General features: G+C 74.1%; 25 protein-coding genes. 17 read left to right on the forward strand and 8 right to left on the reverse strand.

From position 1 onward, the window contains the following. Nucleotides 1–123: 123 nt before the first annotated feature. From mtlA to ptsP, 6 genes are read left to right on the forward strand one after another with little or no spacing between them, the layout of a single operon-like run. Nucleotides 124–1,293 carry a mannitol-specific PTS transporter subunit IIC gene (gene mtlA, locus KME80_RS28435; protein ID WP_219509440.1) on the forward strand — a complete coding sequence of 390 codons (1,170 nt, stop codon included), beginning with the start codon at nucleotides 124–126 and terminating at the stop codon, nucleotides 1,291–1,293. 3 nt (nucleotides 1,294–1,296) lie between these two features. Then, nucleotides 1,297–1,605 (forward strand): PTS sugar transporter subunit IIBC family protein, encoded by a 309-nt coding sequence (locus tag KME80_RS28440; protein ID WP_219509441.1) that lies wholly within the window; start codon nucleotides 1,297–1,299, stop codon nucleotides 1,603–1,605. Continuing rightward, nucleotides 1,598–2,023 carry a PTS mannitol transporter subunit IIA gene (locus KME80_RS28445; RefSeq protein ID WP_219509442.1) on the forward strand — a complete coding sequence of 142 codons (426 nt, stop codon included), beginning with the start codon at nucleotides 1,598–1,600 and terminating at the stop codon, nucleotides 2,021–2,023. The genes KME80_RS28440 and KME80_RS28445 overlap by 8 nt, the downstream gene beginning before the upstream one ends. Beyond that, nucleotides 2,020–3,024 carry a zinc-dependent dehydrogenase gene (locus tag KME80_RS28450; protein WP_219509443.1) on the forward strand — a complete coding sequence of 335 codons (1,005 nt, stop codon included), beginning with the start codon at nucleotides 2,020–2,022 and terminating at the stop codon, nucleotides 3,022–3,024. Before KME80_RS28445 ends, KME80_RS28450 begins: the two co-directional genes overlap by 4 nt. Before the next feature lie 11 nt (nucleotides 3,025–3,035). Further along, on the forward strand, nucleotides 3,036–3,530 hold the full coding sequence (locus tag KME80_RS52865) for an HPr family phosphocarrier protein (protein WP_308125957.1): 495 nt from the start codon (nucleotides 3,036–3,038) through the stop codon (nucleotides 3,528–3,530). Then, nucleotides 3,523–5,112, forward strand: a complete 1,590-nt coding sequence (gene ptsP, locus KME80_RS28460; protein ID WP_219509444.1) for a phosphoenolpyruvate--protein phosphotransferase — start codon at nucleotides 3,523–3,525, stop codon at nucleotides 5,110–5,112. The genes KME80_RS52865 and ptsP overlap by 8 nt, the downstream gene beginning before the upstream one ends. A gap of 27 nt (nucleotides 5,113–5,139) precedes the next feature. Here ptsP and KME80_RS28465 read toward each other — a convergent pair whose 3' ends face one another. Together KME80_RS28465 and KME80_RS28470 are read right to left on the reverse strand one after the other, a co-directional pair. Further along, nucleotides 5,140–7,632, reverse strand: coding sequence for an ATP-dependent Clp protease ATP-binding subunit (locus KME80_RS28465; RefSeq protein WP_219509445.1), 2,493 nt, complete (start codon nucleotides 7,630–7,632; stop codon nucleotides 5,140–5,142). Nucleotides 7,633–7,811: 179 nt separating this feature from the next. After that, a complete protein-coding gene (locus tag KME80_RS28470) occupies nucleotides 7,812–8,453 on the reverse strand; it encodes an NAD(P)H-binding protein (RefSeq protein WP_219509446.1) in 642 nt (213 codons plus the stop codon). Between the two features lie 23 nt (nucleotides 8,454–8,476). Here KME80_RS28470 and KME80_RS28475 point away from each other — a divergent pair, with 23 nt between their 5' ends. Together KME80_RS28475 and gnd are read left to right on the forward strand one after the other, a co-directional pair. Beyond that, nucleotides 8,477–9,169 (forward strand): HAD family hydrolase, encoded by a 693-nt coding sequence (locus KME80_RS28475; protein WP_219509447.1) that lies wholly within the window; start codon nucleotides 8,477–8,479, stop codon nucleotides 9,167–9,169. A 60-nt stretch (nucleotides 9,170–9,229) separates the two neighbouring features. Next, nucleotides 9,230–10,660, forward strand: a complete 1,431-nt coding sequence (gene gnd, locus KME80_RS28480; RefSeq protein WP_219509448.1) for an NADP-dependent phosphogluconate dehydrogenase — start codon at nucleotides 9,230–9,232, stop codon at nucleotides 10,658–10,660. A gap of 21 nt (nucleotides 10,661–10,681) precedes the next feature. Here gnd and KME80_RS28485 read toward each other — a convergent pair whose 3' ends face one another. Together KME80_RS28485 and KME80_RS28490 are read right to left on the reverse strand one after the other, a co-directional pair. Beyond that, nucleotides 10,682–11,458 (reverse strand): acyl-CoA thioesterase domain-containing protein, encoded by a 777-nt coding sequence (locus tag KME80_RS28485; RefSeq protein WP_308125958.1) that lies wholly within the window; start codon nucleotides 11,456–11,458, stop codon nucleotides 10,682–10,684. A gap of 102 nt (nucleotides 11,459–11,560) precedes the next feature. Further along, nucleotides 11,561–11,980, reverse strand: coding sequence for a hypothetical protein (locus KME80_RS28490; protein WP_219509449.1), 420 nt, complete (start codon nucleotides 11,978–11,980; stop codon nucleotides 11,561–11,563). A 101-nt stretch (nucleotides 11,981–12,081) separates the two neighbouring features. Between KME80_RS28490 and KME80_RS28495 the strand changes: the two genes are divergently transcribed. The 7 genes from KME80_RS28495 (at nucleotide 12,082) to KME80_RS28525 (ending at nucleotide 16,908) form a co-directional block, all read left to right on the forward strand. Continuing rightward, complete coding sequence (locus KME80_RS28495; RefSeq protein ID WP_308125959.1) at nucleotides 12,082–12,453, forward strand: BlaI/MecI/CopY family transcriptional regulator; 372 nt, start codon at nucleotides 12,082–12,084, stop codon at nucleotides 12,451–12,453. Then, nucleotides 12,450–13,382 (forward strand): M56 family metallopeptidase, encoded by a 933-nt coding sequence (locus tag KME80_RS28500; RefSeq protein ID WP_219509450.1) that lies wholly within the window; start codon nucleotides 12,450–12,452, stop codon nucleotides 13,380–13,382. Before KME80_RS28495 ends, KME80_RS28500 begins: the two co-directional genes overlap by 4 nt. A 106-nt stretch (nucleotides 13,383–13,488) precedes the next feature. Next, nucleotides 13,489–14,178: a DsbA family protein gene (locus tag KME80_RS28505; RefSeq protein WP_308125960.1), complete on the forward strand. Its 690-nt coding sequence runs from the start codon at nucleotides 13,489–13,491 to the stop codon at nucleotides 14,176–14,178. Next, complete coding sequence (locus tag KME80_RS28510) at nucleotides 14,159–14,785, forward strand: vitamin K epoxide reductase family protein (RefSeq protein ID WP_219509451.1); 627 nt, start codon at nucleotides 14,159–14,161, stop codon at nucleotides 14,783–14,785. Before KME80_RS28505 ends, KME80_RS28510 begins: the two co-directional genes overlap by 20 nt. After that, a complete protein-coding gene (locus tag KME80_RS52870; protein ID WP_219509452.1) occupies nucleotides 14,782–15,495 on the forward strand; it encodes a helix-turn-helix domain-containing protein in 714 nt (237 codons plus the stop codon). Before KME80_RS28510 ends, KME80_RS52870 begins: the two co-directional genes overlap by 4 nt. 48 nt (nucleotides 15,496–15,543) lie before the next feature. Further along, a complete protein-coding gene (locus KME80_RS28520) occupies nucleotides 15,544–16,578 on the forward strand; it encodes a flavin-containing monooxygenase (RefSeq protein WP_219509453.1) in 1,035 nt (344 codons plus the stop codon). A gap of 63 nt (nucleotides 16,579–16,641) precedes the next feature. Next, complete coding sequence (locus KME80_RS28525; RefSeq protein ID WP_219509454.1) at nucleotides 16,642–16,908, forward strand: YkvA family protein; 267 nt, start codon at nucleotides 16,642–16,644, stop codon at nucleotides 16,906–16,908. A gap of 24 nt (nucleotides 16,909–16,932) precedes the next feature. On the opposite strand, the gene KME80_RS28530 is transcribed toward KME80_RS28525, so the two are convergent. Beyond that, a complete protein-coding gene (locus KME80_RS28530) occupies nucleotides 16,933–17,475 on the reverse strand; it encodes a MarR family winged helix-turn-helix transcriptional regulator (RefSeq protein WP_219509455.1) in 543 nt (180 codons plus the stop codon). 26 nt (nucleotides 17,476–17,501) lie between these two features. Further along, complete coding sequence (locus tag KME80_RS52875; RefSeq protein WP_219509456.1) at nucleotides 17,502–18,686, reverse strand: PP2C family protein-serine/threonine phosphatase; 1,185 nt, start codon at nucleotides 18,684–18,686, stop codon at nucleotides 17,502–17,504. 141 nt (nucleotides 18,687–18,827) lie between these two features. Between KME80_RS52875 and KME80_RS28540 the strand changes: the two genes are divergently transcribed. Next, complete coding sequence (locus KME80_RS28540) at nucleotides 18,828–22,802, forward strand: HAMP domain-containing protein (protein ID WP_308125961.1); 3,975 nt, start codon at nucleotides 18,828–18,830, stop codon at nucleotides 22,800–22,802. 71 nt (nucleotides 22,803–22,873) lie between these two features. Next, a complete protein-coding gene (locus tag KME80_RS28545; protein WP_308125962.1) occupies nucleotides 22,874–25,246 on the forward strand; it encodes a SpoIIE family protein phosphatase in 2,373 nt (790 codons plus the stop codon). A gap of 18 nt (nucleotides 25,247–25,264) precedes the next feature. On the opposite strand, the gene KME80_RS28550 is transcribed toward KME80_RS28545, so the two are convergent. Beyond that, entirely contained in the window at nucleotides 25,265–25,696 is a 432-nt protein-coding gene (locus tag KME80_RS28550) for a pyridoxamine 5'-phosphate oxidase family protein (protein WP_308125963.1), read from the reverse strand. Nucleotides 25,697–25,760: 64 nt separating this feature from the next. Next, nucleotides 25,761–26,729, reverse strand: coding sequence for a helix-turn-helix transcriptional regulator (locus KME80_RS28555; RefSeq protein ID WP_219509458.1), 969 nt, complete (start codon nucleotides 26,727–26,729; stop codon nucleotides 25,761–25,763). Nucleotides 26,730–26,808 lie beyond the last annotated feature (79 nt).

Here is a 26,808-nt window from a genome sequence, read left to right on the forward strand (position 1 = left end):
CCCCCCTCGGCCCTCGACCCGGCGCGCCCGCTCACCTCGACCACCGGCCCGGCGCGGCCCCCGCCGGGTCGCTGACCGGCTCACCCCCTGGAGTCTGCTCATCCCCCCGAAGGAGCATGTCCAATGGCCGACACCTACACCCCTCCGGTCCACGGGACCGGCGTCAAGGCCACGATCCAGCGGATCGGCGGCCACCTGGCCGGGATGATCATGCCGAACATCGGCGCGTTCATCGCCTGGGGACTCATCACCGCCCTGTTCATCCCCACCGGCTGGCTGCCGAACGAGTCGTTCGCCGCGATGGTCGAGCCGATCATCAAGGTCCTGCTGCCCGTGCTCATCGCCTACACCGGGGGGCGGATGGTGCACGGGCAGCGCGGGGCGGTGGTGGGCGCGGTCGCCGCGATGGGCGTCGTGGTGGGGGCGGACATCCCGATGTTCCTCGGCGCCATGATCGTCGGCCCACTCGCCGCCCTGATCCTGAAATATGTGGACAAGTTCACTGAGGCGCGGACCCGGTCCGGGTTCGAGATGCTGGTGGACAACTTCAGCGCCGGCATCGTCGGCGGCGCGATGGCCGTCGCCGGCGTGTGGGGCATCGGCCCGGTCGTCCAGGTGATCACCAACGTCGCCGGCGACGCGGTCGACTGGCTGGTCGGCAACGGCCTGCTGCCCGTGGCCTCGGCGCTGATCGAGCCCGCCAAGGTGCTGTTCCTCAACAACGCCGTCAACCACGGCGTGCTCGGCCCGCTCGGCGTCGCGGAGGCGGCCGAGACCGGCAGGTCGATCCTGTTCATGCTGGAGTCGAACCCGGGCCCCGGGCTCGGCCTGCTGCTGGCCTACCTGCTGTTCGGCCCGCGCCCGCTGCGCCCCAGCACCCCGGCCGCGATGATCATCCACTTCTTCGGCGGCATCCACGAGATCTACTTCCCGTACGTGCTCATGAAGCCCCGCCTCATCCTCGCCGTCATCGCGGGCGGCGCGGCCGGGGTGTTCACGTTCATGGTCACCGGCTCGGGGCTGGTGGCGACGCCGTCGCCGGGCAGCATCTTCGCGTACGCGGCGGTGACGCCGAGAGGCGGCTGGCTGGGCATGATCCTCGGGATCGCGATCGCCACCGCCGTGACGTTCGCCGTCGCCGCCCTGCTCATGGGGTTCGGCCGCGGCGAGAAGGAGCCGCCCGCCGGAGCCGGGCCGCCCGCCGAGAGCGCCACGCCCGCCGCCGACGAGCCCCGCGACGCCGCCGCCCGCGAGGACTCCCCCGAGCACCGGACCGCCGCCAAGGAGGCATGAACCATGACGAGCATCGACAGCAAGGACATCCGCAAGATCGTCGTCGCCTGCGACGCGGGCATGGGCAGCAGCGTGATGCTCGCCTCCCAGCTCAGGAAGCAGCTCAAGGACAGCGGCGTCGCCGTCGAGCACACGCCGGTCAACGACATCCCGGCCGACGCCGACGTGGTGCTCTGCCACGCGGGCCTGGCCGCCAGGGCGAGAGCGGCGGCGCCGGGCAAGGCGCTGGTGCCGTTCCAGATCTTCCTCGGCGACCCGGCGGTGACCAGGCTCGTCACCACCATCAGGAACGGCGGCGTCGTCGATGCGTGACGGCCTGCTCGACCCCCGTGCCGTGCTGCTGCACGAGAGCGCGTCCGGCCGCGACGAGGCGATCCGCCGGTGCGGGCGCGCCCTGGCCGACGTCGGCGCCGTCGCCGAGCCGTACATCGAGGCCATGCTCGAACGCGAGCGGACGATCTCCACCTACGCCGGTGAGGGCTTCGCCATCCCGCACGGCACGGCGGCGGCCAGGCAGGACGTGCTGCGCGACGCGATCTGCGTGGTGCGCTTCCCCGAAGGCGTCGACTGGGACGGCGAGCGCGTCACCGTCTGCGTCGGCATCGCCGCCGCCGGCGACGGGCACGTGCCGCTGCTGGCCGCGCTGGCCGACGTGCTGCTCGACCCCGCCCGGGCCCGGACCCTGCGCGAGGCCACCGAGGTGAACCACGTGATCGAGGAGCTGACGTGAAGGTCGCCAGATTCCACGCCCCGGGCGACATCCGGGTGGAGGACGCGCCGGAGCCCGTCGCCGGGCCCGGCGAGCTGAAGATCCGGGTGCGCAACTGCTCGACGTGCGGCACCGACGCCAAGATCTACAAGTTCGGGCACCACCACATCAGGCCGCCCCGCGTGATGGGGCACGAGATCGCCGGCGAGGTGGCGGGCACCGGCGAGCGGGTCCAGGTGATCGCCGCGATCCCGTGCGGCGCCTGCGCGGAGTGCCGCCGGGGCCGCCCGGCCGTCTGCCCGGCGCAGGAGTCGATGGGCTACCACTACGACGGCGGCTTCGCCGAATGGCTGATCGTGCCCGCCAAGGTGCTGGCCGTCAACGGCGTCAACGCCGTCCCGGACGGCGTCGGGTTCGCCGAGGCGTCGCTGGCCGAACCGCTCGCCTGCGTGCTCAACGGGCAGACGCTGGCCGGCGTGGGTACGGGTGACGACGTGGTGGTCATGGGGGCGGGGCCGATCGGCTGCCTGCACGTGCGGCTCGCCCGGGCGCGCGGGGCGGGCCGCGTCTTCCTCACCGACGTCAACGCCGCCCGCCTCGCCGTCGCCGCTGACCTCGTACGGCCCGACGCGGCCATCGACGGGGACGTGGTGGAACAGGTGCTCAAGCTGACCGGAGGCCGTGGCGCCGACGTGGTCGTCACCGCCGCGGCGTCGGGCGTGGCCCAGGAGCAGGCCGTGCGCATGGCCGCCCGGCGGGGCCGCGTCAGCTTCTTCGGCGGGCTGCCCAAGGACGATCCGGTCATCCGGCTGGACTCCAACCTGGTGCACTACCGGGAGCTGACCATCGTCGGCGCCAACGGCTCCAGCCCCGCCCACAACGCCGAGGCGCTCGGGCTGATCGCCGCGGGCGCCGTGCCGGTCGGCGACCTCATCACCCACCGGCTGCCGCTGTCCCGGGTGCTCGACGGCATCGAGCTCGTCAGCCGGGGCGCGGCCATCAAGGTCACGATCGAACCCTGAGGAGGCAGGCCATGGCATCGCGGACGGTGACCATCGCGTCGGCGAGCGGGCTGCACGCGCGGCCCGCCAAGCTGTTCGTCCAGGAGGCGGCGCGGCTGGGGGTGCCGGTGCGCATCCGGGCGGGCGACGGGAAGGCGGTCCCGGCGTCCAGCATGCTCGGCGTGCTGTCGCTGGGCGCGGTCCGCGGGACCGAGGTGACGCTGGAGTCGGACGCCCCCGGCGCCGACGCCGCCCTCGACACCCTCGCCGCCCTCCTCTCCCGCGACCTCGACGACCCCCCGCCCCCGGACGGACCCCCAACCCCGCAAGGGGCCCAGCCCCCGAAGGGAAACGCGGCCCCGGACGGACCCCCACCTCCCGAAGAAACCCCGGCCCCGGAGGAAGGCGCGGCCCCGGAAGGGGGCGCGGGCTTGGGCGGAGGTGCGTGCTCGGGCTCGGGCGCGGGCGCGATACCGGGTACAGGCCAGGGGGCAGGGTTGGGGGCTGGGGAGGTTGTCGGTGGGTGAGGTGGTGAGGCTGGCCGGGCTGGGGGTCAGCCGGGGGGTGGTGGCGGGGCCGGTGGTGCGGATGGCCGCGCCGCCCGTGCTTCCGGCTCCTCGGCCGGTCGGCGACGCGGAGGCCGAGGGGGCGGTGGCCGCCGGGGCGCTGGGGGCGGTGGCCGCGGGGCTGCGCGAGCGCGCCGCCGCGGCCGAGGGTGACGCGGCCGAGATCCTGGGCGCGCTGGCCATGATCGCCGACGATCCGATGCTGCGGGAGGAGGCCGAGCAGGGCGTACGCGACGGCCTGGACGCCCCGCACGCGCTCGACGCCGCGTTCACCCGCCACCGGGAGGCGATCGCGGCGCTCGGCGGCTACCTGGCCGAACGGGCGGCCGACCTGGACGACCTCAGGCACCGGGCCGTCGCCTTTGCGCTGGGCGTGCCGATGCCGGGCCTGCCCTCCCCCGGGCATCCGTACGTGCTGGCCGCCGAGGACCTGTCGCCCGCCGACACCGCCGGGCTCGGGCCGGACGTGCTGGCGCTGGTGACGGCGAAGGGCGGCCCGACGAGCCACACCGCCATCCTGGCGCGCGGCCGGGGCCTGCCCGCCGTGGTGGCGTGCCCGGGCGTGATGGACCTGGCGGACGGCACGTACGTGTGCGTGGACGGCGTGACCGGCGAGGTCACGGCGGGCATCAGCCGGGAGGAGGCCGAGGCGGCGTGCGAGCGCGACCGCCGGGAGCGGGAGCGGCTGGCCGCGACCGGCGGGCCCGGCAGGACCGCCGACGGGCGGCCGGTCGGACTGCTGCTCAACATCGGCTCGGCCGCCGATCTGGTGCCTGACGGTGAGGGGGTGGGGCTGTTCCGCACCGAGTTCCTGTTCCTGGGTCGCGAGCGGGCGCCGTCGTTCGACGAGCAGGTGGCGGCCTATGCGGAGGTGTTCGGGCGGGCGGCGCACGTCGTGGTGCGGACGCTGGACGCGGGCACCGACAAGCCGCTGCCGTTCCTCGGGCTGCCGCCGGAGCACAACCCGGCGCTGGGCATGCGCGGGCTGCGGGTCGACCGGGTGCTGCCGGGCGTGCTCGACACGCAGCTCGACGCGATCGCCGAGGCGGCGCGGCGGACGGGCGCGGAGGCGTGGGTGATGGCGCCGATGGTCGCCACCCGGGACGAGGCCGCCGGGTTCGCCGCCAGGGCGCGCGCCCGGGGGGTGGCCCGGGTGGGCGTCATGGTGGAGATCCCGGCCGCCGCGCTGCTGGCCGACCGGCTGCTGGAGGAGGTGGACTTCCTCAGCGTCGGCACCAACGACCTCAGCCAGTACGCCTTCGCCGCCGACCGGCAGCATCCGGCGCTGGCCGACCTGCTCGACCCGGCGCAGCCGGCGCTGCTGCGCCTGGTGGCGGCGTGCGCGGAGGCGGGCCTGGCGGCGGGCAAGCCGGTCGGCGTCTGCGGCGAGGCGGCCGGCGATCCGGCGCTCGCCCCGGTGCTGGCCGGGCTGGGGGTGACGAGCCTGTCGATGGCGCCGTCGTGCGTCCCCGCCGTCCGGGACGCGCTGTCGCGGCACACGTACGCCGAATGCCGCGAGCTGGCGCGCGCCGCCCTCTCCTGACAGGCCCGGGCCGGGAGTGGCGGGCGGTCAGCTCGCCGGTTCCGGGGTGCGGGCGCGCAGGGTGAGCTCGCCGTCCTGGGCGTCCACGTCGACGGCGCCGCCCTCCCCGACCTCGCCGGTGAGCAGCATCGTGGACAGGCGGTTGTCCAGCTCGCGCTGCACGGTGCGGCGCAGCGGGCGGGCGCCGAACTCGGGCTGGTGGCCGCGCTCGGCGAGCCAGTCCTTGGCCGCGTCGCTCACCTCCAGCGCCACGTCCTGGCCGCGCAGCCGCTGCCGGGTGCGCTCCAGCAGCAGGTCGACGATCTGGCGGAGCTGGCTCCTGTCCAGGCGGCGGAAGACGATGGTCTCGTCGATGCGGTTGAGCAGCTCGGGCCGGATGGAGTGGCGCAGCAGGTCCATGAGCCGGTCCTGCAGGTCGGGCGTGTCGCCCTGGGCGTCGAGGATCATCTGGGCGCCGATGTTGCTGGTCATGATGACGATCGTGTTGGTGAAGTCGACGGTGCGGCCCTGGCCGTCGGTGAGGCGGCCGTCGTCGAGCATCTGGAGCAGGATGTTCATCACGTCCGGGTGCGCCTTCTCGATCTCGTCGAGCAGGATGACGCCGTGCGGGCGGCGGCGGACGGCCTCGGTGAGCTGCCCGGCCTCCTCGTAGCCGACGTAGCCGGGCGGGGCGCCGATGAGCCGCGAGACCGTGTGCCGCTCCTGGAACTCGCTCATGTCGATGCGCACCATGTGGTCCTCGCCGCCGAACAGTGCCGCCGCGAGCGCCCTGGCCAGCTCGGTCTTGCCGACGCCCGTCGGGCCGAGGAACAGGAAGCTGCCGATGGGCCGGTTCGGGTCGGCCAGACCGGCGCGCGCCCGGCGGACCGCCTCGGCGATGGCGACGACGGCCTCGTCCTGGCCGATGACGCGCTCGTGCAGGTGTTCCTCCAGCCGCATCAGCCGGTCGCGCTCCTGGGTGGTGAGCTGGGTGACGGGGATGCCGGTGCGGCGGGAGACGACCTCGGCGATGTCCTCGACCATGACCTGCGGGGCGGCGTCGCGGCCCTGCCTGGCCCGGTCGAGCTCGGGGCGGAGCTTGTCGATCTGGCCGGTGATCTCCTTGGCCCGGTCGAAGTCGTCGGCGGAGACCGCCTGGTCCTTGTCGCGGCGCAGGGAGGCGAGGCGTTCCTCCAGCTCGCGCACGTCGCTGCCGGGGGTGCGCGAGCGCAGCCGGACCCGGGCGGAGGCCTGGTCCATCAGGTCGATGGCCTTGTCGGGCAGGAACCGGTCGGCGACGTAGCGGGCCGACAGGGTGGCGGCGGCGTCGAGCGCCTCGTCGGTGATGCGCACCTGGTGGTGGGCCTCGTACGCGTCGCGCAGCCCGGCGAGGATCTCGACCGTCTGCTCCACGGTGGGCTCGGTGACGAGGATGGGCTGGAAGCGGCGTTCCAGCGCGGCGTCCTTCTCGATGTTCTTGCGGTACTCGTCGATGGTGGTGGCGGCGATGACGTGCAGCTCGCCGCGGGCCAGGGCGGGTTTGAGGATGTTGGCCGCGTCCATGCCGCCCTCGGCCGACCCGGCGCCGACCAGCGTGTGCACCTCGTCGATGAACACGATGACCTCGTCGGCGTGGGCGCGTACCTCGTCGACGACCTTCTTGACCCGTTCCTCGAACTCGCCCCGGTACTTCGACCCGGCGACCATGCCGGTCAGGTCGAGGGCGATGACCCGCCGGTCCTTGAGCGTGTCGGGGACGCTGCCGTTGACGATGCGCTGGGCGATGCCCTCGACGATGGCGGTCTTGCCGACGCCGGGCTCGCCGATGAGCACGGGGTTGTTCTTGGTGCGGCGTGACAGGACCTCGATGGACTGCTCGATCTCGTCCTCGCGGCCGACGACCGGGTCGACGCGGCCCTGCCTGGCCTCCTCGGTGAGGTCGCGCCCGTACTCGTCGAGTGAGGGGGTGCCGCTGTCGCGGCGTTCTCCGCCGGGCTGCCCGGGGCCGGAGGAGAGCAGGGCGCGCTGGATCTCGTTGGCGGAGACGCCCTGCTCGCGCAGCAGTTCGGAGGCGGTGGACTCGGGGTTGGCGGCGAGCGCGAGCAGCAGGTGCTCGGGGCCGATGTAGGAGGAGTTCAGGGCGCGGGCGACGCGCTGGGCGTCCAGGACGGCGCGCTTGGCCGACGGGGAGAGCGTGTCGGGCGGCTCGGCGGCGGGTCCCTGCCCGGCGAGCGTGCCGATGCGGTCGCCGAGCCTGCCGGTGTCGACGCCGGCCGAGCGCAGCAGCTCGCGGGTGGGCTCGGCGCGGGCGAGGGCGCCGAGGAGGTCGAGCGCGTCGAGGTCGGCGGCGCCGCGCCGGCCGGCGATCTCCACGGCGTCGGCGAGCACCTCGCGGGCGGAGGCGCTGAGCAGCTTGCCCACGTCGACGCGCTGGACGCTGGGCCGGGTCGGCGGCCAGGCGTCCATCCCGCCGAACACCCGGCCGGTCAGCTCCTCGAAACCCCGGAAAGGATCCCGCCCAAAGAACGACATATCCGACATTTTGCTCGTCCCCTTCTCGCGCACCTCCGGGACCTCTTGCCGGGCCCGTCGCAAGGCATAGCCAGCGATCGGCAAAATGCCTCCGCGCCTCCGGGGGGTGCGGCTGACTCCGGGGGGTGCGGGTCACTCCGGGGGGTGCGGGTCACTCCGGGGGGTGCGGCCCCCTCCGGGGGCGCGGCTCACTCCGTCGCGAGGAGGTCCACGATGGGCGTGTCACCGGAGACGAGCTCGAACGTGCGGCGGCCCGTCCCCGGGGCCTGGAGCAGGGCGGCGACGACGGCGGCCACGTCGTCGCGCGGCACCGGGCCGGGCGGCACCTCGGGAGCCAGCCGGACCAGGCCGGTGCCGGGCTCGTCGGTGAGGCGGCCCGGCCGCAGGATGGTCCAGTCGAGGTCGCGGCGGCGCAGGTCGTCTTCGGCGGCGGTCTTGGCCGCGATGTAGGCGGCCCACACCTCGTCGGAGCCCGGCTTGGGCGGCTTGCCCGCGCCCATGGACGAGATCTGCACGAACGTGCGCACCCCGGCCCGCTCGGCGGCGTCGGCCATCAGCACGGAGGCGGCCCGGTCGACGGTGTCCTTGCGCGCCGCGCCGCTGCCCGGCCCGGCGCCCGCGGCGAACACCACCGCGTCCGCCCCCCGGACGATCCCGGCGACCTCCTCCACGCCCGCCTTCTCCAGGTCGCACAGCACGGCCTGCGCGCCGGTCTCCTCGACGTCGGCCACGTGCGCCGGGTTGCGCACCAGGCCGACGGCCGCCGCTCCCAGCAGCCTCTCCAGCCGCAACGCGATCTGCCCGTGCCCGCCCGCGATGATGATCCTCATGGGCGTCATGGTGTCATGGAGCCATGAACGACTTCCCGCACGCGCCCGCCCCGGCGTTTCTGTTCGACCTGGACGGCACCCTGATCGACAGCGTCTACCAGCACGTCATCGCCTGGCGGCAGGCGCTGGCGGGGATGGGCATCGACCTGTCGGTGTGGCGGATCCACCGGCGCATCGGCATGAGCGGCGGCCTGTTCGTCAACGCCCTGCTGCGCGAGACCGGGCTGAAGCTCACCCAGGCGCAGATCGACGAGCTGCAGACCACCCACGCCGAGGCGTACGAGCAGCAGGCCGATTCGGTGCGGCCGCTGCCGGGGTCGGTGGAGCTGCTGGCGGAGCTGTCCTCGCGCGGCGTGCCGTGGGCGATCGCGACCAGCGGCTACGCGCGCACGGCCCGGCTGGCGCTGGGCCTGCTCGGGCTGCCGGACGACGCGCCGATGGTGACGCGCGACCTGGTGCGCCGGGCCAAGCCGGACCCCGACCTGTTCCTGGCCGGCGCGGCGCGGCTCGGCGTCGACCCGGCGCACGCGATGGTGGTGGGTGACAGCATCTGGGACCTGCTGGCGGCGCGGCGGGCCGGCTCGCTCGGCATCGGGCTGCTGTCGGGCGGCTACGGCCGCGACGAACTGGAGCGGGCGGGGGCGTTCCGCGTCTACGCCGACCCGGCCGACATGCTCGACCGGCTCGACGAGCTGGGCGTGCGGCAGAGCGACTGAGGAATATCCGGCCGAACCACGGAGCTTTGATCACGCGTACCCCTTTTGGAGGAGCTGACTATGGAATTGGCAGACATCGGCGTCACCGGCCTGGCGACCATGGGCCGCAACCTGGCGCGCAACCTGGCCAGGCACGGCTACGCGGTGGCCGTGCACAACCGCACCGAATCCCGTACGCAACAGCTCGTGCGGGAGTTCGGCGGCGAGGGCACGTTCCTGCCGTCGCAGGACCTGGCCGGGTTCGTGGCGTCGCTGAAGCGGCCACGCCGGGCGATCATCATGGTGAAGGCGGGGCCGGGCACCGACGCGGTGATCGACGAGCTCGCCGCGCTGATGGAGCCGGGCGACATGATCGTCGACGGCGGCAACGCGTACTTCGAGGACACCCGGCGGCGCGAGGCGGCGCTGCGTGAGCGCGGCATCCACTTCGTCGGCACGGGCATCTCCGGCGGCGAGGAGGGCGCGCTGAACGGCCCGAGCATCATGCCGGGCGGCTCGAAGGAGTCGTGGGAGGCGCTCGGCCCGATCCTCCAGGACATCTCGGCCAAGGTGGACGGCGTGCCGTGTGCGGTGCACGTGGGCCCCGACGGCGCCGGTCACTTCGTCAAGATGGTGCACAACGGCATCGAGTACTCGGACATGCAGCTCATCGCCGAGTCCTACGACCTGCTGCGCCAGGCGCTGGGCGCGACGCCCGCCGAGCTCGCCGGGGTGTTCCGGGAGTGGAACCAGGGCGACCTGGACTCCTACCTGATCGAGATCACCGCCGAGGTGCTCGACCAGGTCGACGCCGAGACGGGCAAGCCGTTCGTGGACGTGGTGGTCGACCGGGCCGAGCAGAAGGGCACCGGCCGGTGGACCGTGCAGAGCGCTCTGGAGCTGGGCGTGCCGGTGACGGGGATCGCCGAGGCGGTGTTCGCGCGGGCGCTGTCGGGCCACCCCGAGCAGCGGGAGGCGGCCCGGCCGCTCCTCCAGGGGCCCGAGCTGACCGGGACCGGCGGCAAGGAACTGGTCGAGGACGTGCGGCAGGCCCTGTACGCGTCCAAGATCGTCGCCTACGCGCAGGGCTTTGACCAGATGGCGGCGGCGTCCAAGGAGTACGGCTGGGACCTCGACCTGGGCGCGATGGCGACCATCTGGCGGGGCGGCTGCATCATCCGGGCCAAGTTCCTGGACCGGATCCGCGCGGCCTACGACGCCGACCGGGCGCTGCCGACGCTGCTGGCCGACCCGTCGTTCGCCGAGGCGCTCAACGCCGCGCAGGAGTCGTGGCGCCGGGTGGTGGCCACGGCGGTGAAGATCGGGGTGCCGACGCCGGGCTTCTCCTCGGCGCTGGCCTACTACGACGGGCTGCGGCGCGACCGGCTGCCCGCCGCGCTGGTGCAGGGGCTGCGCGACTACTTCGGCGCGCACACCTACCTGCGGGTCGACAAGGAGGGCGCCTACCACACCGACTGGTCGGGCGACCGCGCCGAGCGTCCCGCCTCCTGAGGCCGCCTCCCCCGGCGGGCGTCAGCGCGCCGCCGGGGGCGGCGGGATCCGGTTGGCCAGCGCCGTCACCACGCAGTAGCCGATGGGCCCGGACGCGTCGTGCACGGTGCACTGCCCGTTGGCCACGCCGTCCGCGCTGAGATGGCCGGTGGCGTCCAGGCCGATCACCTCGCCGCGCGGCAGCCGGGCCAGCGTGAGCGTGTAGTCGGCGTTGATGAACGGCAGCCCGCCCGCCGTCATGCCGCTGAGCGGGCTGGCGAAGTCGGCCGCCAGCGCCACCCGGACGAACGGGCTGACCTCCTCGTCGTCGACGAGCGGCCGGTTCTCCCGCGTCCAGACCCGCCTGCGGCCCGGGTCGCCCCACTCCGACAGGCGCCACAGGTCGAACGGCGGCGTCCAGCCGGGCCCCTCGGCGGGCGGTCCGTCGGGCGGCGTCTCGTCCCACGCGGGGGTGACCGGCCGCTCGCCGCCGGGCTGCTCGCCCTTCCTGAGCAGTACGGCGCTCGCCCGGCCGATCACGCCCTGCTCGGTGCGGATGACGGCGTCGGCCACGCGGATCCGCCGCCCGTCCCTGACCAGGGCGGTCTCGACGGTGACGGGCAGCATCGGGCTGTTGCGGAACAGGTCGACGGTGAGCCTGGCGAACTGCATCTCCGGATCGCCGTACCGGTCCTCGACGGCACGGGCGGCCAGCCCGCCGAGCAGGCGGCCGTGGAGCATGTCAAGGGCCCAGGGGCTGCGGGCGTGGGGCGCCGGGACGAACTCGTCCCCGGCCGTGGTGAAGAAGGCAGACGTCACAGAATCAGATTCTAGTGGAGAGCCGTTCGCCCAGGCTACGCAGCTGATCCCGCAGCCCGTCCGGTTCGAGGACCTCCGGGTCGGCCACCTGGAAGTCGGCGGTCAGTGGTGGTGGGCGGATTCGATCCGGCCGCCCAGTTGGGCGCGGACGCCTTCCAGCAGGGGCGGGGTGGAGACGACGACCCAGCGCTCGCCCACGAGGTAGGCGCCGCCGTACATCTGGGCGAGCTCCAGCCAGTCCCGCTGGCCTCGTTCGGTGGTGAAGGTGACGAGGGTGTAGTGGCCCCGGGCGGTACGGCAGTCGGCCTGGCGCAGGTCGGCGGCGTCGATCTGCAGGGCGGGGCGGGGGCATCCGGCGGCGGCGCCGATCTGGTCGATGCCCGCCGGTGCGGCCGGGGCCGCCGAGGCAGCCGGAGCGGCCGGGGCCGCCAGGGTGGGCGGGGCCGCCGGGGCCGTGCAGGCGGTGAGGAGCGCGGCGAGCGCGACGGCGACGGCGAGCGGCTTGCCGGTGGAAGTCTGCATGGCCTCATCCCGTGGACGGTGAAACGTTCCTGCCGCAGGTACGCACCGGCGGCGCGGGAGGTTCACCACGGCGGCAGTAGCCTTCTCGCGAAGGCGCGGGCGTGAGGAGGGTGACGGTGCAGCTCGGCAATCTGGAGCGGTCGGTCATGGAAGCCCTGTGGGAGCATCCCGGCGGCATGTTCGCCCACGACCTGGCGCCGCTGCTGCCGTCCGGCCCGGCGGTCACGACGGTGCTGACGGTGCTGACGCGGCTGTCGAACAAGGGCATGGTCTCGCGCGAGCGGGTGGGCCGGGCGCATCTGTACCGGGCGACGGCGGGCAAGGACGCCTTCGTCGCCGAGGCGATGCGCGCGGCCCTGGACGAGGCGGGTGACGTCGCGGCGGCGGTGCAGCGCTTCGTGGGCACGGTGTCGCCCGAGGTGGCCTCGGCGCTGCGTGCGGCGCTGGGCGAGCGGGACGGTTCGGCGCGATGATCGCCTGGCTGGTGGCGGCCGGGGTGGCGCTGTTGCCGGTGGCGCTGGGCGATCGCGCGGCGCGGGCGCTGGCCGGTGCGGCGTGGACGCATCGCTGTCCCCGGGCGGCGCTCGTGCTGTGGCACGCGGCCGGGGCGTCCGCCGGACTGGGGGCGATCGGGCTGGGGCTGGTGGCGGCCGTGGCGCCGTCGGCCGCGGCGTTCCCGCACGGCGTGCACACGCTGGTGGGCCGGATCGCCGGCGGGCACGGCCTGGCGGGGCTGGGTCCGGCGCACCTGGTGGCGCTGGCCTGGTCGGCGGGCCTGACGGCCTGGCTGGTGGTCCACACGGTGCGGGTGGCCGCCGGGACGTTCCGGGAGCGGCGCCGCCGGCGGCTGCTGATCGACGTGGTCGCCGATCATTCGCCGGAGCACGACGCGTACATCCTGCCCGCGTCCGGCCGGGTGGCCTACTGCGTTCCGGGCAGGCGGCGGCGGATCGTGCTCAGCCAGGGCGCCCTGGACGCGCTGAGCGCGCAGGAGCTGGCGGCGGTGCTCGGGCACGAGCGCGCGCACGCGCGGGGCCACCACGACCTGGCTCTGCTGCCGTTCGTCGCGCTGGCGCGGGCCTTCCCCTGGCTGCCGGCGGCGCGGACCGCCCGGCGGGCGGTGGCCGTGCTGCTGGAGATGGTCGCCGACGACCATGCCCGCCGCGCCCACGGCGGCCTGCCGCTGGCCGGCGCGCTGGTGCGGATGACGGCCGGCGGGCCAGGACCGCAGGCGTCCACGCCGGCGCCGGCCGAACAGGGGGTCGTCGAGCGGCTTCAGCGCCTGCTCACCGAGCGCGAGCGGCCCCGCTGGGCGCCCGCGGCGGCCTGCTCGACGGCCGGGCTGCTGCTCAGCGGGCCGCTGGCGGTGCTGGTCGCCCCGCTGGTCTGCGCCGCGATCTGAGAGGCGCGGACGGCCGGGCGGCACCCCTGGACGGGGAGGCGGGACCACCGCCCACTATCTTCTACACAAAGTAGAAGTAAGCCGTGGACCGAAAAGGGGAGCACCCGTGTCATCAGAGGCCGAGCGTCGCCAGGCGGCCCGTAAGCGCAACGTCACCGTGTCGGTGACCGTGATCGGCGTCTTCGTGCTGGCGGTGGCGGTGCTGTTCGCGTTCGGCCGGCCCGGCCCTGAGGCGGTCGAACAGGCCGGTCTGTCCGCCGGGGAGTCGCAGCTGGTGCGCGCCGACAGCCACCGGCTGCAGTCGGCCGCGGACGGCAAGGTGACGCTGGTGGAGTTCCTCGACTTCGAGTGCGAGGGCTGCCTGGCCTACTACCCGGCGGTGGAGGAGCTGCGCGAGGACTACGCCAGGAAGGTCACGTTCGTGGCGCGTTACTTCCCGATGCCCGGCCACTTCAACGGCGAGCGCGCCGCCCGCGCGGTGGAGGCCGCCGCCGCGCAGGGCGCGTTCGAGGCGATGTACCGGCGGATGTACGAGACGCAGCCCCAGTGGGGCGAGAAGCGGGTCCCGGCCGACGAGACGTTCCGCGGCTTCGCCAAGGACCTGGGCCTGGACCTGGCGGCCTGGGACAGGGCCTACGACGACCCGGCGACGCTGGCCCGCATCCGGAAGGACATGGCCGACGGCCGGGCCCTGGGCGTGCAGGGCACCCCGACGTTCTTCCTCAACGGCACCAGGATCGAACCCCGCACCCTGGCGGAGTTCAGGGCGGCCATCGATGCGGCACTCGCCGAGTGACGCCGCGCGGCCTTCCGCCGGCCCGTTCCCCCGGCTGCTGCCCGGCCTGCTGCTGGCCGGCGGGCTGATCGGCCTGCTCGCCGCGTTCGTGCTGGCGGTGGAGAAGATCGCGCTGCTGGCGGACCCCGGCTACGTGCCCGGTTGCAGCCTCAACCCGGTGCTGTCGTGCGGGTCGGTCATGAGCACGCCGCAGGCCGCCGTGTTCGGCTTCCCGAACCCGCTGCTGGGCGTCGCCGCGTTCGCCGTCGTCGCCGCCGTGGGCGCGGCGCTGCTGGCCGGCGCGGCGTTCCGGCGCTGGTTCTGGCTGGGCCTGCAGCTCGGCGTCACCGCCGGGGCGGTGTTCGTGCACTGGCTGATCGTCCAGAGCCTGTACGAGATCGGCGCGCTGTGCCCGTACTGCATGGTGGTGTGGTCGGTCACCGTCCCGGTCTTCTGGTACGTGAGCCTGCACAACCTCCGGGAGGGCCATCTGCCCGTCCCCGGTCCGGTGCGCCGCCCGGTCGAGGCGCTGACCGATTACCACGGCGTCGTGCTGACGGTGTGGTTCCTGACCGTCGTCACCCTGATCGGCGTCCGCTTCTGGAGCTACTGGAGCACCCTGCTGTGACTCCTCGCTGGCAGGGGTGGGCGGCTCTGCGGCCGGGCGTGCTGTGCTACGGCGGCCGGATCGGCGCGACCGGCCCGCACGCCCACCGCGCCGCGCAATTCCTGACCGGCGAGGGGCTGGTCCTGCGCGGCGCCGACGGCCGCGATCATGCCGTACGCGCCGCGCTCATCCCCGCCAACGCCCCGCACACGATCGTGCGCGGGACGGCCGACGGGCTGCTTGCCCTCGTCGACCCGGCCCGGATCGGGCAGCCGGGCGGCGGCGAGGCGGCTCCGGGCTCGGCCGCCGCGTGGCGCCTCGGGCCGGACGTCCCCGTCACCGGCGACCTGGACACGCTGACGGCACTGGTCGACGCCCTGACCGGGCACGTCCCGCCCCGGCCGCCGCACCCCGCGCTCGCCGGCGCCGAACGAGCCGTGCGGCGCATGCTGCCCGGCCGGGTGCGGCTGTCCGACGTCGCGCGGGCCGTCCACCTGTCGGAGAGCCGGCTGTCCCACCTGTTCACGGCGGAGTTCGGGCTGCCGTTCCGGCCGTACGTGCTGTGGGCCCGGCTGGACGGCGTGTGGTCGGCGCTGGCGGCCGGGGCCACGCTGACCGAGGCCGCCCACGCGGCCGGGTTCGCCGACGCCGCCCACCTGAGCCGGGTGGTCCGCCGGATGATGGGGAACGCGCCCTCCACCATGACCGCCGGGGTGCGGTGGCTTTCCTAGCAGGTTCGTTCAAGCCCGGCCGCCACCCCGCCGGGCAGGCTTGACCCCATGATCATCGTGATCGGCGCCGGTCAGGCGGGGCTCGCGGCAGGCCGCGCCCTCCGTCTGGCCGGGCTTGACGTCGTACTCCTCGAAGCCCATGACCGGATCGGCGAGTCGTGGCGGCGGCGGTGGGACTCCCTGCGGCTGTTCACCCCGGCCCGGCTCAGCTCGCTCCCCGGCCTGCCGATGCCCGGCGGGAGCCGCTACCCGGGCAAGGACGAGGTGGCCGGCTACCTGGAGGCGTACGCGGCCCGCTTCGACCTGCCCGTCCGCCTCGGCGCGCGGGTGTCGGAGCTGCGCCCCGGCCCGGGCGGCGGGTTCGAGGCGGTGACCGGCGACGGGGTGATCGCCGGCGACGGGGTCGTGGTCGCCACCGGCCCGTTCCAGGAGCCGCGCGTTCCCGCCCTGGAGCTGCCACCCGGCGTCCACGCGCTGCACAGCTCCGCCTACCGCGCCCCCGACCGGCTTCCCGACGGCCCCGTGCTGGTCGTCGGCGGCGGCAACTCCGGCGTGCAGATCGCCGCCGAGCTCGCCGCCACCCACCCGGTCACCCTCGCGGCCGGCGCGCGGCAACCGGTCCTCCCCCAGCGTCTCGGCGGCCTGGACGTCTTCACCTGGCTCCGCGCCCTCGGCGTGGTCCGGGCTCCGGTCACCGGCCGGCTCGGCCGCCTGGTCCGCGCCCGCGACCCGCTGATCGGGCTCGGCCCCCGGGGGCTGCGCCGGATGGGTGTGCGCGTCGTCGACCGCGTCGTCGAGGGCGGCGTCGATGGCGAGGGGCCGCTGCTGCGCACCGCCTCCGGCCTGCGGCTCGCTCCGCGCAGCGTGATCTGGGCGACCGGTTACAGGCCCGGCTACGGGTGGCTGCGCGTCCCCGGCGCCCTGGCCGGCGGGGTTCCGCGCCACACCGGCGGGATCAGCCCGGTCCCCGGTCTCACGTACGTGGGCCTGCCCTTCCAGCGCTGCCGCGGCTCGGCCCTGCTGGGCTGGGTCGGCGAGGACGCCGCGCTGATCGCCGAGGCCCACGCCGCCCGGCGGGCGTGATCGGCCCGGACGTAGCATGGGCCCCGTGACAGGTGACGCCGGCGGGCGGCGCGGCCGCCGGCCATGACCGGGGCGTGGGGGTGGGACCTCCTGCTCGGCGTCGTGGCCGCGCTGCTGATCGCCTACCTGGCCCTGCCGCTGGACCTGGTGCCCGACTTCATCCCCGTCCTGGGGTACGCCGACGACGCGATCATCGTCACCGCGGTGCTGCGCTCGGTGGTCCGCCGCGCCGGTCTGCCCGCGGTGCGCCGGCACTGGCCGGGCACCGACGACGGCTTCGCCGTGCTGACCCGGCTGACCGGGCTGGACTGGCCGCCCGCCGCGCCCTGAAAACCCCGCCGCGCCGGCCGGGGGTCAGGCGGTGAAGCGGCCGGCGATGTTCGTCCAGGTGTCGTCGGACTGGCCCGGCCGCTGAGCGGCGTGGACGCGGCTCGCGGCCGTGGTGAACGCGCGCAGCCCGAGCAGGAGAGCCGCCCGCGCGTCGGGCGGCATCTCGTCGATGACCTCGGCCAGGTGTTCGCGGCGCCGGGCGCGCAGCTCGGCCAGCAGGGCCCGCCCGGAGGGGGTGAGGCTGATGGTCAGCTCCCGCCGGTCGTCGTGGGAGGTGGAGCGGCGCACCCAGCCGGTGGCCTCCAGCCGGTCGCAGAGCCGGCTGGTGGACGACGGCAGCGCCCCCAGGGCCTCGCTGAGGGTGGCGAGGTTGATGTGCCGGTGGGGTTCGAGGGTGAGCAGCGCCTGGAGCTGGATGGAGGAGACCTTGGTGACCGCGGCGTGCCGGGAGTGCGCCCAGACGGCGACCAGGGCGGCCGCCGCGTTCTCGACGACGGCCCCGGTGGAGGCCTCGCCGGAGGCTCCGGCTGCGGTCGGGGGGAGGTGGCTGAGATCGCGGTGGCTCATGCTGGCTTCCAGGGGTCGAAGCGTGACTACGCGCGTATGCCTCGCGCGGGTGCCGCGGCGGTCCAGTCTAGGCAAACCACGACGGCGTCGTCGATGACGTCCACCCCGGCCCTGAACGCCATCATGTCACGGACGATCGTACGGACGGCCTCTCCGGCGGGCTGCAGGCGGGTGGAGCGGACCGTCGTCTCCAGCAGACCGGCGCCGAACTCCACGTCGGCCGTGGACCGCGCCCCGTACACGCCGTCGCTGACGATGACCAGCCGGTCGCCCGGCTGCAGCGGGACGGGCTGCTCGACGTAGGCGGTGGCGCCGAACATGCCGAGCGGCAGCTGGGCGTCCAGTTTGACGGTCTCGACCTCGGCGCCGCGCAGCCGGAAGATGCGCGGCGACCCGGCCTCGACCGCGGCGACCTCGCCGGTGACGGCGTCGAAGCGCAGCAGCAGGGTGGAGACGTGCTCGCGGCCGCCGTACTGGGCGTGCACGACCTCGTCGGCGAGGCCGGCCTGCTCGACGAGGTCGGCGCCGGAGCGGCGGGCGTTGCGGATGGCGGTGACGGCCAGCGAGGTGAGGAGCGCGGCGCGCAGCCCCTCCCCCATGCCGTTGGTGACGGAGAGCATCAGCGAGTCGCGGTCGCAGCTCCAGTCGAAGTTGTCGCCGTGGACGGCGTAGGCCGGTTCGAGCTGGCCGGCGAGGTCGTAGGAGTCACCCCGGTGGCCGTAGCCGGGCAGGAGCTCCCACTGCATCTCGGCGGCGAGGGTGAGCCGGGACAGGCGGCGGGCCCTGCGGTAGCGGTCGGTGACCCGCCCCGCGCCCCACAGGGCGGCGGCGAGCGCGGAGGCCAGCTCGTGGAACTCGTGGATCCGCTCGTCGCCGGGGGCGGCGGGCAGGCTGAGGCTGAGGACGCCGAGGCGCTCCCCGCACGCCGACATCGGCAGGTGCAGGGCGCCGCGCTCCGGGTCCCACGCCGGCCGCTGGGAGGCGAACACGCGGCCGCGCTCGCTGGCGTCGATGCGGATCTCGGGCGCGTCGGGACCGGGCGGGTCCAGCACGGGCCTGAGCACGGTCAGCGCGTAGTCGGCGAGCAGCAGCTCGACGCCGGTCGCGGCCGTGTGCGCGACGAGCGCGTCGCGGGCGGCCTCCCCCAGCCGGTACGGGGGTGCCGCGCGTAGCGCCCGGTAGACGGCGCTCATGTCGTTGTCGGTGGTCACGGGCGTAGTTCCTCATGGGCAGGGAAGTGGCGCACCCGAGCTGCCCCTCGTGTGCGCTGCGGTTGTCGTGCCGCGTGCGCCTACGCTAGCCTCCAAGCCAATTATTTGCACTATGGCAATTATTGAGAGGTGGGCAACACCGTGAGTGGCAGCCGGTCGGGAACACAGCGGGTCCACGACGCCGGGGAGCTCGAACTGCGTCAGCTGCTCACCGGACTGACCGCCGTCAGGGACGGCGACTTCGGCACGCGGCTGCCCGCCGACGCCGACGGCCTGCTGGGCGAGATCGCCTCGGTGTTCAACGGCATGGTCGACCAGCTCTCGCTCGTCACCTCGGAGGTCACCCGGGTGGCCCGCGAGGTCGGCACCGAGGGACGCCTGGGCGGCCAGGCCGACGTGCCGGCCGTGTCGGGCACCTGGAAGGACCTCACCGAGTCGGTCAACGCGATGGCCGGCAACCTCACCGGCCAGGTGCGCAACATCTCGCAGGTGGCCACGGCGGTGGCCAAGGGCGACCTGTCGCAGAAGATCACCGTCTCGGCCCAGGGCGAGATCCTGGAGCTGAAGAACACCCTCAACACGATGGTCGACCAGCTCTCCTCCTTCGCCGACGAGGTCACCCGGGTCGCCCGCGAGGTCGGCACCGAGGGGCGGCTGGGCGGCCAGGCCGACGTGAAGGGCGTGTCCGGCACGTGGAAGGCGCTGACGGAGTCGGTCAACGTCATGGCCGACAACCTCACCGCCCAGGTGCGCAGCATCGCCCAGGTGACCACGGCCGTGGCCAAGGGCGACCTGTCGCAGAAGATCCGGGTCGACGCGCGCGGGGAGATCCTGGAGCTGAAGGAGACCATCAACACGATGGTCGACCAGCTCTCGGCGTTCGCCGACGAGGTCACCCGCGTCGCCCGCGAGGTCGGCACCGAAGGACAGCTCGGCGGCCAGGCCCAGGTCCGCGGCGTGTCCGGCACGTGGAAGGACCTCACCGACAACGTCAACTTCATGGCCTCGAACCTGACCGGTCAGGTGCGCAGCATCGCCCAGGTGGCCACGGCGGTGGCCCAGGGCGACCTGTCGCAGAAGATCCTCGTCGAGGCCAAGGGCGAGGTGGCGGCGCTCGCGCAGACCATCAACACGATGGTCGACCAGCTCTCGGCGTTCGCCGACGAGGTCACCCGCGTCGCCCGCGAGGTCGGCACCGAAGGACAGCTCGGCGGCCAGGCCCAGGTCCGCGGCGTGTCCGGCACGTGGAAGGACCTCACCGACAACGTCAACTCGATGGCCGACAACCTGACCAACCAGGTGCGCAGCATCGCCCAGGTCACCACGGCCGTGGCCAGGGGCGACCTGACCCGCAAGATCGACGTGGACGCGCGGGGCGAGATCCTGGAGCTGAAGACCACGATCAACACGATGGTCGACCAGCTCTCCTCCTTCGCCGCCGAGGTGACCAGGGTCGCCCGGGAGGTGGGCAGCGAGGGCAGGCTCGGCGGCCAGGCCGAGGTCGAGGGCGTCTCCGGCACCTGGAAGCGGCTGACGGAGAACGTGAACGAGCTGGCCGGCAACCTCACCCGGCAGGTGCGCGCGATCGCCGAGGTGACCAGCGCCGTCACCTCCGGCGACCTGACCCGCTCCATCACCGTCGACGCCTCGGGCGAGGTGGCCGAGCTCAAGGACAACATCAACTCGATGGTGAAGTCGCTGCGCGAGACCACCAAGGCCAACGAGGACCAGGACTGGCTGAAGACCAACCTGGCGCGCCTGTCGGGGCTCATGCAGGGCCACCGCGACCTGGCGGCGGTCGCCGAGCTGGTCATGAACGAGCTGGCGCCGCTGGTCTCGGCCCAGTACGGCGCGTTCTTCCTGGCCGACGAGGACGAGCTGCGGCTCATCAACGCCTACGGGTTCCCGGCGGGCCAGACCGCGACCCGGGTCGGCCTGGGCGAGACGCTGGTGGGCCAGGCGGCACGGGCCCGCCGCACGATCGCGGTCGACGACGTCCCGCCCGGCTACGTCACGGTCTCCTCGGCGCTCGGGCGGACCACGCCGAGCTCGCTGATCGTGCTGCCGATCGTGGTGGAGGAGCAGGTGCTCGGCGTGATCGAGCTGGCCTCCCTCGGCACGTTCACGCCCGTGCACCGCGCCTTCCTCGACCAGCTGATGGAGACGATCGGCGTCAACGTCAACACCATCGTCGCCAACGCCCGCACCGACGAGCTGCTGGCGGAGTCGCAGCGGCTGACTGTCGAGCTCCAGGCCCGCTCGGAGGAGCTGCAGAACCAGCAGGAGGAGCTGCAGCGCTCCAACGCCGAGCTGGAGGAGAAGGCGGCGCTGCTCGCCTCGCAGAACCAGGACATCGAGGCCAAGAACCTGGAGATCGAGCAGGCCCGCCAGGAGCTGGAGGAGCGGGCCCAGCAGCTCTCGCTCGCCTCCACGTACAAGAGCGAGTTCCTCGCGAACATGAGCCACGAGCTGCGCACGCCGCTGAACTCGCTGCTCATCCTCGCGCAGCTGCTCGCCCAGAACCCGACCCGCAACCTGACGCCCAAGCAGGTCGAGTACGCCAGCGTCATCCACTCGGCGGGCTCGGACCTGCTGCAGCTCATCAACGACATCCTCGACCTGTCGAAGGTCGAGGCGGGCAAGATGGACATCAGTCCCGAACGGGTCGGGATGCGTCAGCTCCTGGACTACGTCGAGGCCACGTTCCGGCCGATGACCACCGAGAAGAGCCTGGAGTTCCGCATCACGACGGCGCCGGGCGTGCCCGACAGCCTGCTCACCGACGACTCGCGGCTGCGCCAGGTGCTGCGCAACCTGCTGTCCAACGCGGTCAAGTTCACCGAGAGCGGCAGCGTCGAGCTGCGCATCGAGCCGGCCGCCCCGGCGCAGGTGCCCGCCTCCGTGCGGCCGCACGGCGCGGCGATCGCCTTCCGCGTCATCGACACCGGCGTCGGCATCGCCGAGCAGCAGCTGGAGGCGATCTTCGGGGCGTTCCAGCAGGCCGACGGCACCACCAGCCGCAAGTACGGCGGCACCGGGCTCGGCCTGTCGATCAGCCGGGAGATCGCCTACCTGCTCGGCGGCGCGATCACCGCGCAGAGCACGCCCGGCCAGGGCAGCACGTTCACGCTCTTCCTGCCGGCCGCCCGGCCGGACTTCGCCGAGCAGGGCCCGGGCCAGGCCGCGCCCTCGCACCGCGAGCTGCCGGAGGCCCCGGCCGACGGCGAGCCCGTCAAGGCGGCGGCCCCGGCGCCCTCCCAGCAGCGCAGGCTGCTGGTGGTGGAGGAACGCTCGCGCGGCCTGCTCTCCCTGGTGGCCGAGAGCGTCGTGGCCGACCTGGCGCGCCGCGACGCGGGCGGCGCGCACGCGCCCGTGGAGATCGTGACCGCCGTGGGCGGGCAGGAGGCGGCGGCGACGCTGGCCGCCGCCCCCTGCCACTGCATCGTGCTCGACCTCGACATGCCGGGGCGGGCCGGGTTCGGCCTGCTGGAGGCCATCGACGGGGACGCCGCCCTGCACGGCGTGCCGGTCCTGGCCTACAACAACTGGCGGATGGACGCGGCGCAGGAGCGGGCGTTGCAGGCGCGGGCCGTCTCCCAGCCGCTGGAGCTGCTGTCGAGCCTGGACGAGCTGCGCGAGCGGATCGCCCTGCACCTGACCGCCGAGCAGCCCGGCGACGTGCTGCCACTGGTGCGCTCGGAGGAGGCGGACCTGCCGGTCGAGCGGCCGGAGGACGGCGCGCTCACCGGCCGCACCGTCCTGGTGGTCGACGACGACGCGCGCAACCTGTTCGCGCTGACGAGCATCCTGGAGATGCACGGCCTGCGGGTGCTGCACGCCGAGGACGGCCGCAAGGGCATCGACACGCTGGTGGCGCATCCGGAGATCGACATCGTGCTGATGGACGTGATGATGCCGGAGATGGACGGCTACGCCGCCACCACCGCGATCAGGGCCATGCCGCAGTACGCGGACCTGCCCATCATCGCGGTCACGGCCAAGGCCATGCCGGGCGACCAGGAGAAGAGCCTCGCCTCGGGCGCGAGCGGCTACGTCACCAAGCCCGTCGACGCCGATCACCTCCTCGGGCTGATCCAGCGCTGGCTGACGGCGTAACCCCCCGCGCGTCCGTCCCCGCCACGTCTTCGCGCCACGTCTTCGCGCCACGTACGAAGGAGCTGCACGCAGTGCGCATCCAGCAACACCCGGGCGACGAGCCGGCCTCCCCCGGCGAGGCCGCCACCCCCGAGGAGGCCACCAACGTCGGCCGGCTCGCCGCCACCATCGAACGGCTGCGCGAGCAGATCAGGCAGGCCCAGCACGCGGCCGAGGGCCGGGCGCTCATCGAGCTGGCCAAGGGCATCCTGATCGAGCGGCTGCGCTGCGGCCCCGCCGAGGCGGCCCGCCAGCTGGCCGACCTGGCCGAGAAGGCCGGGCTCTCCCCTCTGGAGCTGGCCGCCGACCTCATCGACCAGGCGGCGCACGACCGCCTGAGCGACGCCGCGCGCGACTTCCTCGCCTGGGCACGGAGCGAGCCGGGCGGCGCCGGCGCGGACGACACCTCCATCGCGGTGCGGCTGCGCGCGGCCGAGAGCGGCGCGCTCGTCGCCACGGACAGCCAGCTCGTCGCCGAATCCCTGCTGGAGCACGCGCTCGCCCCGCTGGGCGCGACGGCGGTCGCCGTGTGGGCGGCCGGAGCCGACGCCTCGCTCACGCTGACCGGCTACGCCGGCTACAGCGCCGAGGAGGCCAGGCGCTGGCGGTACGTGCCGCCCGGCGTGGCGACGCCCGCCCGGCGCGCGCTGGTCGAACGCCGGACCGTCTGGTTCCCCAGCCTCTCCGGCACCGGCCTGCCCTCCATCGGCCACCTCCACCTGCCGGGCGGCCGGGTGGCCGTCCCCGCCGGCACCGGAGGGCGGGTCCTCGGCGTGCTGGAGATCGGCTGGCCGCACGCGCTGGAGCCGCAGCCGCCGCAGATCCACAAGCAGGTCGAGGCGCTGGCCGAGCTGTGCGCGCACACGCTCGAACCCTGCGAGGAGCCCGCGCCCGACCTGGCCGAGCTGGTCAACCTCACCGACGGGCTGCACGACTCCGCCCTGCTGCTCCGGCCCGCGTTCGGCAAGGACGGGCTGCTCGCCGACTTCCTCATCGAGCACGCCAACAACTGCTTCGCCGACCCCGCCGGACGCCCCCGCGCCGTCGTGACGGGGGCCACGATGCTGGAGGCGTACCCGCTGGCCGCCCACGACGACGGGCTGTTCGGCAAGATCGAGCACGTGTACGGGACGGGCGAGCCGTACCGGGCCGAGCGGGTGCCGCTCACGGCGCTGGTCGACCAGGTGCCGCTCACCACGGTCGCCGACATCAGCATCACCCGCCACGGCGACTGCGTCCTGCTCATCTGGCGGGTCCAGGACGAGGCCGTCCGCCTGGCCAGCCTGCTCCAGCACGCCCAGCGCCTCGGCCGCATCGGCGGCTTCGAGCAGGACGTGCAGACGGGCGAGATCACCTGGAACAGCGAGCTGTTCAACCTGTACGGCCTGCCGCCCGGCGAGCACCCGATCCCGCTGGACCGGCTGGCCGAGCACGCCCACCCCGACGACGCCACCGCCATCGGCCGCTTCCTGCGGACCGTGCTGCACCACCGGCTGCCCGCCTCGGTCGCCTTCCGCCTCCAGCGCCCCGACGGGGTGGCCCGCCACACCCGGGTCGTGGCCGAGCCCGTCATCGACGCCGAGGGCCGCATGCTGGCGGTACGCGGCGCGTACCAGGACGTCTCGGCCCAGCACTGGACGGAGGTGGCGCTGGCCGCCACCCGCGACCAGCTCGCCCACTCCGAGCAGCAGATCTCCGAGCGCAACCGGCTCACCCTGCAGCTCCAGCGGGCCATCATGCCGCCCGCCCAGCGGATCATCGAGGCGTCCGGGCTGCACATCGCGGTCCGCTACCGGCCCGCCGAGAAGGAGCACCTCGTCGGCGGCGACTGGTACGACACCGTCGTGCTGCCCTCCAAGCAGGTGCTGCTCTCGCTCGGCGACGTCGCCGGCCACGGCATCGAGGCCGCCACCGGCATGGTCATCCTGCGCAACGCCCTGCGCGGCCTGGCCGTCACCGGCGCCGGGCCCGGCCAGCTCATGACCTGGCTCAACATGGTCGCCCACCACCTGACCAACAGCCTGACCGCCACCGCGCTCTGCGGCCTGTACGACCCGGCGACCCGGGTGCTGCGCTGGGCCAGGGCGGGGCACCTGCCGCCGATCCTGGTGCGGGGCGGCACGGCCGAGGAGCTGCCGCTGGTCCACGGGATCATGCTCGGCGCCGTCTCCGAGACCGACTACGAGGAGGGGCAGATCCGCCTGGCGGGCGAGGACACGCTGCTCATGTACACCGACGGGCTCATCGAGCGCCGGGACCGCGCCCTGCAGCACTCGCAGCAGCAGCTCCTGACGACGGTGCAGCACCCAGTGACGAGCCTCGAGCACCGCCTGGACCATCTCCTCACCCACAGCCATTCCGACACCGACGACGACACCTGCCTGCTCGGCATCCAGGTGCGCTGAGCCGCGGGTGGCGTGTCGTCAGGGCAGGTCGAGGGCCGTGCCGTACAGGCGCGACACGCTGATCCTGATCACCACGCGCCCTTCGCGGGCCTGCTGCTCCAGGAAGGCGGCGGGGTCGGGCTGATCGCCGGCGAAGGCGAGCAGGTCGGCGGGGTCGCCGGACACCTCGGCCTCGCCTTCGGCGACGGCGAACGACCACACGTCGGGGCCCTGGACGTGCAGGGCGACGTGCGGGTCGCGGGCGATCTGGCGGGCCTTGAGCCGGCCGGCCGTGGTGGAGATCCGGATGACGCGCCCGGCGGGGTCCCATCGGTACAGGACCGTGGACAGGGCGGGGTGGCCGGTGCGCCGGACCGTCGCCAGCACGCCGAACCGCTGCCCTTCGAGCAGCTTGACCAGCTCGTCGTCGCTCAGCGGCCGGGGCGCTGGCCCCTGCTGGTTCTCGTCCACGGTTCTCCTCCGTCGTGCGGCTGCCAACGAGAGGACCGTAACAGATAGTTTCGTTGCAGACAATCTAGCCGCCGTAGCGGGCGGCGATCGCGGCGGCGCGGTCGCGCAGCGCGTCGCGCAGCCACTGCGGCTCGAGGGCCTCCGCGTTCGTGGTGAGCTGCCACAGCGCCCATTCGGCGTGCCTGCGGTCCTGGAAGGACACCTCCATCCGCAGCCACCCGTCCGCGTCGGCCCGCTCCGCGCGGACGGCCAGCGCGGTGCCCACCAGGTCCTCCCGCCGCACCGGGTTCACCCGCACGAGCACGCTGACCTGGTCGCCGCCGGCCCGGAACCGGGTGCTGCGCTCCTGCCAGGCCCGGTCCAGGTCGACCCGGTCCGGCCGCTCCGCGCGCTCGGCGAGCTCCTCGGCCGCCAGGATCCGCGACAGCCGGTACGTACGGTCCGCGCCGGCCCGCGTGGCCAGCAGGTAGCCGCGTTCGCGCACGGTGACCAGGCCGATCGGGTCCACCGTGCGCCACTGCGCCGCCTGGTTCACGGCCGCGTAGTGGATGCGCAGCTTGTGCCCGGCGAACACCGCGCGCAGCACCTCGGCCACGATCGCGTCCGGCACCTCCTCGTCGGCCAGGCGGCGCGAGAGCAGGTCGGTCTCCGGGTCGATGAGCAGCCGCTCGGCCGCGCCCGCCGCCGTGTCCCGGTAGCTCTCCGGCAGCGCGTCGACCACCTTGAGCATCGCCGAGGCGAGCGCCGAGCCGAGCCCGAACGCCTGCGCCCCGCGCCGCGACCCGGCCACCAGCAGGGCGAGGGCCTCGTCGTGGTTCAGCCCGGTCAGCTCGGTCCGGAAGCCGGGCAGCAGCGCGAACCCGCCGTGCCGGCCGCGCTCGGCGTACACGGGGACGCCCGCCGACGACAGCGCCTCGATGTCGCGCAGCACGGTCCGGGTGGACACCTCCAGCTCCCGGGCCAGCGCGGTCGCGGACATCCGGCCGTGCCGGCGCAGCAACAGCACCAGCGAGACCAACCGGTCGGCACGCATATCCGAACTGTACCGAAATACACGACAAAAGATGTCGTGATTGGCTGCGAGGCTTTTGCCCGATCGGAACGCGATTGTC

This window comes from Nonomuraea ceibae (assembly GCF_019396325.1).
GTDB lineage: Bacteria > Actinomycetota > Actinomycetes > Streptosporangiales > Streptosporangiaceae > Nonomuraea > Nonomuraea ceibae.

Coding starts and splice junctions, on each gene's coding strand:
- mtlA (WP_219509440.1), top strand. CDS start 124: ATGGCCGACACCTACACCCCTCCGGTCCACGGGACCGGCGTCAAGGCC.
- KME80_RS28440 (WP_219509441.1), top strand. CDS start 1,297: ATGACGAGCATCGACAGCAAGGACATCCGCAAGATCGTCGTCGCCTGC.
- KME80_RS28445 (WP_219509442.1), top strand. CDS start 1,598: ATGCGTGACGGCCTGCTCGACCCCCGTGCCGTGCTGCTGCACGAGAGC.
- KME80_RS52865 (WP_308125957.1), top strand. CDS start 3,036: ATGGCATCGCGGACGGTGACCATCGCGTCGGCGAGCGGGCTGCACGCG.
- KME80_RS28465 (WP_219509445.1), bottom strand. CDS start 7,632: ATGTCGGATATGTCGTTCTTTGGGCGGGATCCTTTCCGGGGTTTCGAG.
- KME80_RS28470 (WP_219509446.1), bottom strand. CDS start 8,453: ATGAGGATCATCATCGCGGGCGGGCACGGGCAGATCGCGTTGCGGCTG.
- KME80_RS28475 (WP_219509447.1), top strand. CDS start 8,477: ATGAACGACTTCCCGCACGCGCCCGCCCCGGCGTTTCTGTTCGACCTG.
- gnd (WP_219509448.1), top strand. CDS start 9,230: ATGGAATTGGCAGACATCGGCGTCACCGGCCTGGCGACCATGGGCCGC.
- KME80_RS28490 (WP_219509449.1), bottom strand. CDS start 11,980: ATGCAGACTTCCACCGGCAAGCCGCTCGCCGTCGCCGTCGCGCTCGCC.
- KME80_RS28500 (WP_219509450.1), top strand. CDS start 12,450: ATGATCGCCTGGCTGGTGGCGGCCGGGGTGGCGCTGTTGCCGGTGGCG.
- KME80_RS28510 (WP_219509451.1), top strand. CDS start 14,159: ATGCGGCACTCGCCGAGTGACGCCGCGCGGCCTTCCGCCGGCCCGTTC.
- KME80_RS28520 (WP_219509453.1), top strand. CDS start 15,544: ATGATCATCGTGATCGGCGCCGGTCAGGCGGGGCTCGCGGCAGGCCGC.
- KME80_RS28525 (WP_219509454.1), top strand. CDS start 16,642: ATGACCGGGGCGTGGGGGTGGGACCTCCTGCTCGGCGTCGTGGCCGCG.
- KME80_RS28530 (WP_219509455.1), bottom strand. CDS start 17,475: ATGAGCCACCGCGATCTCAGCCACCTCCCCCCGACCGCAGCCGGAGCC.
- KME80_RS28555 (WP_219509458.1), bottom strand. CDS start 26,729: ATGCGTGCCGACCGGTTGGTCTCGCTGGTGCTGTTGCTGCGCCGGCAC.